5 protein-coding genes and 1 other annotated feature are annotated in these 6000 nt (G+C 41.5%); of the genes, 4 read left to right on the top strand and 1 reads right to left on the bottom strand.

The window, feature by feature from the left end; translation table 11 throughout:
• The first annotated feature begins 51 nt into the window (after positions 1-51).
• The 4 genes from V7L95_RS12495 (at position 52) to V7L95_RS12510 (ending at position 4565) form a co-directional block, all read left to right on the top strand.
• Positions 52-1686, top strand: coding sequence for a peptide-binding protein (locus V7L95_RS12495; RefSeq protein ID WP_017360170.1), 1635 nt, complete (start codon positions 52-54; stop codon positions 1684-1686).
• A gap of 77 nt (positions 1687-1763) precedes the next feature.
• Positions 1764-2714, top strand: coding sequence for an ABC transporter permease (locus V7L95_RS12500; RefSeq protein WP_007499031.1), 951 nt, complete (start codon positions 1764-1766; stop codon positions 2712-2714).
• Positions 2715-2747: 33 nt separating this feature from the next.
• Positions 2748-3647, top strand: coding sequence for an oligopeptide ABC transporter permease (opp4C, locus tag V7L95_RS12505; protein ID WP_017360169.1), 900 nt, complete (start codon positions 2748-2750; stop codon positions 3645-3647).
• A 165-nt stretch (positions 3648-3812) separates the two neighbouring features.
• Positions 3813-4565: a YjbA family protein gene (locus V7L95_RS12510; protein WP_008348490.1), complete on the top strand. Its 753-nt coding sequence runs from the start codon at positions 3813-3815 to the stop codon at positions 4563-4565.
• 35 nt (positions 4566-4600) lie between these two features.
• On the opposite strand, the gene trpS is transcribed toward V7L95_RS12510, so the two are convergent.
• Positions 4601-5596, bottom strand: a complete 996-nt coding sequence (gene trpS / locus V7L95_RS12515) for a tryptophan--tRNA ligase (RefSeq protein WP_008348488.1) — start codon at positions 5594-5596, stop codon at positions 4601-4603.
• A gap of 53 nt (positions 5597-5649) precedes the next feature.
• Positions 5650-5869, bottom strand: a binding site (T-box leader).
• Positions 5870-6000 lie beyond the last annotated feature (131 nt).

Genomic DNA, 6000 nt, shown 5'->3' on the forward strand with positions numbered 1-6000 from the left:
ATGAAACGGGCTTCTGTCATCATTTTTTAAAAAAGATAGGGGGAATTGTCTATGAAAGATAGAAAGAGAAAGTCCATTTTGGTCAGTTTACTGCTGATCTTTACATTGCTCCTTGCTGCTTGTTCTGGTGGAAATAAAACGTCTGGAGACAGTGAAAAGAAATCCACAGGTAAACCTGTACAAGGTGGAGATCTTGTCATTGGTTCGATTGCAGAGCCTACATTATTTAACTCACTTTACTCAACAGACGTGGCAAGTTCTGATATTGAAGAGAGAATCTATAGCTTTTTGCTGCAAACAGATGGAAAGCTTAACCCACAGCTGGCGTTGGCAGAAGATATTAAAGAATCCGATGACGGCAAACAGTTTGATGTGACCATTAGAAAAGGCGTGAAGTTTCATGATGGAGAAGAACTGACTGCTGATGATGTTGTGTTTACATACAGCATTCCGATCAATAAGGATTACAATGGTGAGCGTGGATCAGGCTTTGAAGTATTAGAGTCTGTCAAAAAAACAGGGGACTATTCGGTCGAATTTAAGCTGAATAAAAAAGATCCATATTTTTATAATGTCACGCTAGGAAGCTATGGCATTTTACCAAAGCATATTTTAGGTGATGTCCCTATAAAGGATCTTGGTGAAAATGAATTTAACCGAAAAAATCCAATCGGCTCTGGCCCATTTAAATTTGCCGAGTGGAAAGAAGGGGACTATGTCAAACTAGAAGCTTTTGATGATTATTGGGATGGACGTCCATACCTTGATACAGTCACCATTAAAACGATTCCTGATCAAAATGCAGCCATGGCCCAGCTATCCGCAGGTGATATTGATTTCTTTGCAGTGCCTGGAGCAGAACTGCAAACAGCTGAAAAAGTTAGTAACATCAAAATCGAATCTGATCTAGGGCTTAATTATTCATATATTGGCTGGAATCAGAAAAACGAACTGTTCAAAAGCAAAAAAGTCCGCCAAGCGCTTACCCATGCCATTGACCGTCAAACAATTGTCGATCAAGTGTTAAATGGAGACGGGAAAGTAGCCAACATCCCAGAAAGCCCGTTGTCATGGAACTACCCTAAAAATGAAAATGTCCCAGTATTTGAATTTGATCAAGAAAAAGCGAAGAAGATGCTGAAGGAAGAGGGCTGGGAGGATACAGATGGAGACGGTTATCTTGATAAAGACGGTAAGAAGTTCTCCTTCGTTTTGAAGACGAACCAAGGAAACAAAGTCCGTGAAGATATTGCTGTCGTTGTCCAGCAGCAGCTCAAAGAAATTGGCATTGAAGCAAAACCGCAAATTGTGGAGTTCAGTGCATTAATCGAACAAACAACTCCGCCAAAATGGGATTATGATGCGTTATTACTCGGCTGGAGCTTAGCGACATTCCCTGACCAATACAGCATTTTCCATTCAAGTCAGTCTGAAAAAGGCTTAAATAACATTTGGTATAAAAATGAAGAAGTCGATAAGCTGCTAGTTGATGCCAAAAACTTGAGTGATCGTAAAGAGTATTCAAAGGCGTATGAAAAAATTTATGAGCTGATTGCAGAAGACCAGCCGTATACGTTCCTTTATTATGCCAACTCACATCGCGCGATGCCATCTAATCTACAAGGCTACTCTTACCACCCGAAAGATGAATATTACAAAATCGAAAAATGGTGGATTGAACAGTAGTCTGCAAGTGAAGAAGGGGAGGTGTCTCCCCTTTTTTCATCATAGTATGGCCATCCGATGAAAAAGGAGTTGTGCACATGGTTACATATATCATTAGAAGGACACTTCTTTCCATCCCGATTTTGTTTGGTATTACGATTTTGTCCTTTGCGATTATGAAAGCAGCACCAGGCGATCCGATGTCACTCATGATGGACCCGACCATTAGTGCCGCAGACCGGGAAGCCTTTATTGATAAGTACGGGTTGAACGATCCTGAATATGTGCAATATATGAAATGGCTCGGTAATATGCTTCAAGGTGACTTTGGCACATCCATCGTAAAAAAAGGAACGCCCGTGGCTGATTTGATTTTTGCCCGGCTGCCAAATACCCTCATCCTCATGATCTTTTCTACATTAGTTGCCCTGATCATTGCCATCCCATTTGGTGTTCTTTCAGCAAAACGTCCGTATACAAAACTTGACTATGGTATTACGGTTACATCATTTATCGGACTGGCTATTCCGAATTTCTGGTTTGGTTTGATCCTTATAATGGTGTTATCAGTGAATTTAGGATGGTTTCCGACCGGGGGTGTCTCTACCTTAAATGCAGATTTTAATCTATTTGACCGGCTTCATCATATTATTTTACCTGCCTTTGTTTTAGCAACGGCTGATATGGCAGGCCTTACACGTTATACAAGGTCAAGTATGCTCGATGTGATGCGGCAGGATTACATTCGCACGGCGCGAGCGAAAGGTTTTAGAGAGAACAAAGTCATCTTCAAACATGGATTGAGAAACGGTCTGATGCCTGTTATTACGATCTTTGGACTCATGATTCCATCCTTTATTGGCGGCGCAGTCGTGGTGGAACAAATCTTCACATGGCCAGGGCTTGGGAAACTGTTTATCGATTCTGCTTTTTCAAGAGATTATCCCGTCATTATGGCGATGACTGTTATCTCTGCTGTGCTCGTGGTCGTTGGAAACTTAATAGCGGATATTCTCTATGCGATCGTTGATCCGCGTATTGAATATTAGAAGGGAGCTGAGGCACAATTGGCACAACCTAATATGGGAACACCTCCTGTTGATCTCAAATTAAAAGAAGGCCTTCCGCCAAAACCAGAGACGATGCTTCGTTTATTTTGCGAGAAATTTTTCAAAAATAAATTGGCGGTTGCCGGCTCCGCTATTTTATTGATCATTATCTTTTCAGCTATTTTTGCCCCGGTGATCGCACCTTACGCACCGGAACAGCAAGACTTGTTGAAACGGCTACAGCCTCCAAGTGCAGAGCATTTTATGGGAACCGACAAGTTTGGTCGAGATATTTTTTCAAGAGTGCTATACGGAGCGAGGGTGTCTCTATTAGTTGGCTTTGTCTCAGTAGTCGGAGCCATCACCATTGGTACCGTCATTGGGGCGGTAGCGGGATACTTTAAAGGTTTTGTCGATTCTGTGCTCATGAGAATGGTGGATGTCGTATTGTCTATTCCAGATATTTTTCTCTTGATCACGCTAGTGACAATTTTTAAACCGGGTATTGATAAATTGATTTTAATCTTTGCGCTGACTGGCTGGACAACAACCGCCAGGCTGATCCGCAGTGAATTCTTGTCACTTCGCACAAGAGAATTCGTACTCGCAGCAAGAACGATCGGAACGAAAAACCATGTCATCATCTTTTCGCATATTTTACCGAACTGTATCGGCCCTATTATTGTGTCTGCTACATTAAAAGTCGGTTCTGTTATTTTAGCTGAGTCGACACTTAGCTATCTAGGGTTCGGCATCCAGCCTCCAACGGCGAGCTGGGGAAACATGCTTCAAGATGCACAAAATTTCTCCATTATGGTGCAAGCATGGTGGTATCCACTGTTCCCAGGTTTACTGATTCTACTTACCGTTTTATGCTTTAACTTCTTAGGTGATGGACTGAGAGATGCCCTTGATCCTAAAAAGCTAAAATAAGGTTCTGCTTATAGAAAATCGTGAAAGGACTCTGCGAGACGTTCTCCTTTTCCCAGGAAATAAAGCCGTCCTTCCGTCAGGGAGAAGTTTTAATAAAGTTGGAATAATTTCTCTATCCCTTGCCCATACTGTGGACAACAGTTTTTAAAAAGTGAGGGATTGGTTATGTTATTTCTTCATGACGTATGGGTGAATTGGTTTGAAGGGGAAGAGAATGGCTATAATGTGTGCCATTTTCATGAGTGGCGCAAGGAGGACAGCGTGGAGCTGTTAGATCAAGTACCTTTACTCAAGGTGCAGAGTCCTTTGTTTGATTACATAGAGAATGATCTATCAGAGCTGCCGAAGACGCTGCTAGAGTCTGTATTTGAGAAATCATATATTCGAAAAAATCATGAACGCCGTAAATTAGAGTATTGCTTTGTGGTCACGGACGGGATTAGAATCATTGCTGTGGATACGATTGGTTATTCCATCCCTGTGAGAAAGAGCCGATTGATTCCAAGACAGGAGCAATTGGTGTATGAAATGGTGAAAGATGTGAAGGCAGAGGAGTATGAATTCACAACAGACAGCCTTGAATCGACGAAAGAATATCACATCCTATCATTACCACCGCAGCATATCAGCGGATTAACGAGAAAAGAAAGACAGCTGAAGCAGCTGATGTTTATGGCGTTAGATCAACTAAAGGGGCTTCAAAACCGGGCAGAAATTGCCTATTGGTATACAGAATGGAATCCGCGCATGTACAACCAGATCAAACGAATGTCTTTCGAGGAGATTTGGAACATGCTTTATAACGAAACCATTGATGGATGGTCAGAAAACCATTTAGCCTTTTGTGAAAAAATGATTAAAGGACAGCCATTTTTTGAAAAACTTTGGGAAATGGAAAACGAATCAAAAGTGAATTAGAAAAAGCTTGCAGCTGAATATGCTGCAAGCTTGTTTTATTTGCGTTTCCGGCCAAGACCCATCGCATTCTCCATTTTTTTCAGCATTTTGTTTGCCGCACGGTTAGCCTTTTCAGCACCTTCATCTAAAATGCGGTCAAGCTCATCTGACTCAATGAGTTCATAATAGCGATCTTGAATCGGTTTCAAAGCATCCACGACAACGTTCGCAAGATCTCCCTTAAATTCACCATAACCTTTGCCTTCGTATTTTTGTTCAAGCTCTGCAATCGATACGTTCCCTAATACAGAATAAATCGTCAGCAAGTTGGCAATTCCAGGTTTGTTTTCTTTGTCATATTTGACGATGCCTTCTGAATCAGTCACAGCACTTTTGATTTTCTTTTCAAGCTGTTTTGGCTCATCTAATAAGGTAATGAAGGATTTTTGGTTCGGGTCAGATTTGCTCATCTTTTTCGTTGGGTCAGTTAAAGACATAATCCGAGCGCCTTCTTTTGGAATTTTGACTTCAGGTACAGTGAAGATGTCATTGTACTTTCGGTTAAAGCGTTCAGCAAGCGTTCTCGTTAATTCAAGATGCTGCTTTTGATCTTCTCCTACAGGAACTAAGTCCGTACCGTATAACAAAATATCGCCAGCCATTAATGGCGGATACGTTAATAGTCCTGAAACGACCGCTTCCTTACCAGCAGATTTGTCCTTAAATTGAGTCATTCTTTCTAATTCCCCAATATAAGCGACACATTGCAGCATCCATCCTGCCTGGGCGTGGGCAGGTACCTCTGATTGGATAAACAATGTTGCCTTCTCAGGATCAAGTCCCACTGCCAAATAAAGAGCGGCTAAGCTTCTAATATTTTGTCGAAGGGCTAAACGATCCTGACTCACCGTAATGGCATGCTGATCGACCACACAAAAGTAGCCGTTGTAATCATGCTGAAGATCGACAAATTGCTTCATCGCTCCAATGTAGTTCCCCAATGTCACAGAACCGCTAGGCTGAATGCCTGAGAAAATCGTCTTTTTTGTCATACTAAAACCTCTTTTCTTCAATATAAAAAGGCCCACCCATCACTTTTCAACAGAAAAGGGACGAATGAACCGTGGTACCACCCTTGTTATTTCAAATCAGAAATCACTCAAGACGTTGATATCGGAGACTGCTCCGTCTAAGCCTACTCACTCTATCAAGTGTTCGGTTAGCTGCTCCAAAGCCCATTCCATACATGCCATTATCTGCTTGCACCAACCGCAGACTCTCTGTAAATGGTGAATATATGTACTCTTCTTTTTCATCGCAACAGTATGTCTATCTATTATAAAGGATGACCATGAAAAAGTCACGAAGCCTATTTGTGACCTTCTCATCATGTCGTTTGACACTTAAAATTTTAGATAAAATAGTAACTATCTGTCAGAATTTTTTAAAAAAAGAT

Source organism: Bacillus sp. PPSBB_11 (genome assembly GCF_038023285.1).
Classification (GTDB): Bacteria; Bacillota; Bacilli; order Bacillales; family Bacillaceae; genus Bacillus; species Bacillus altitudinis.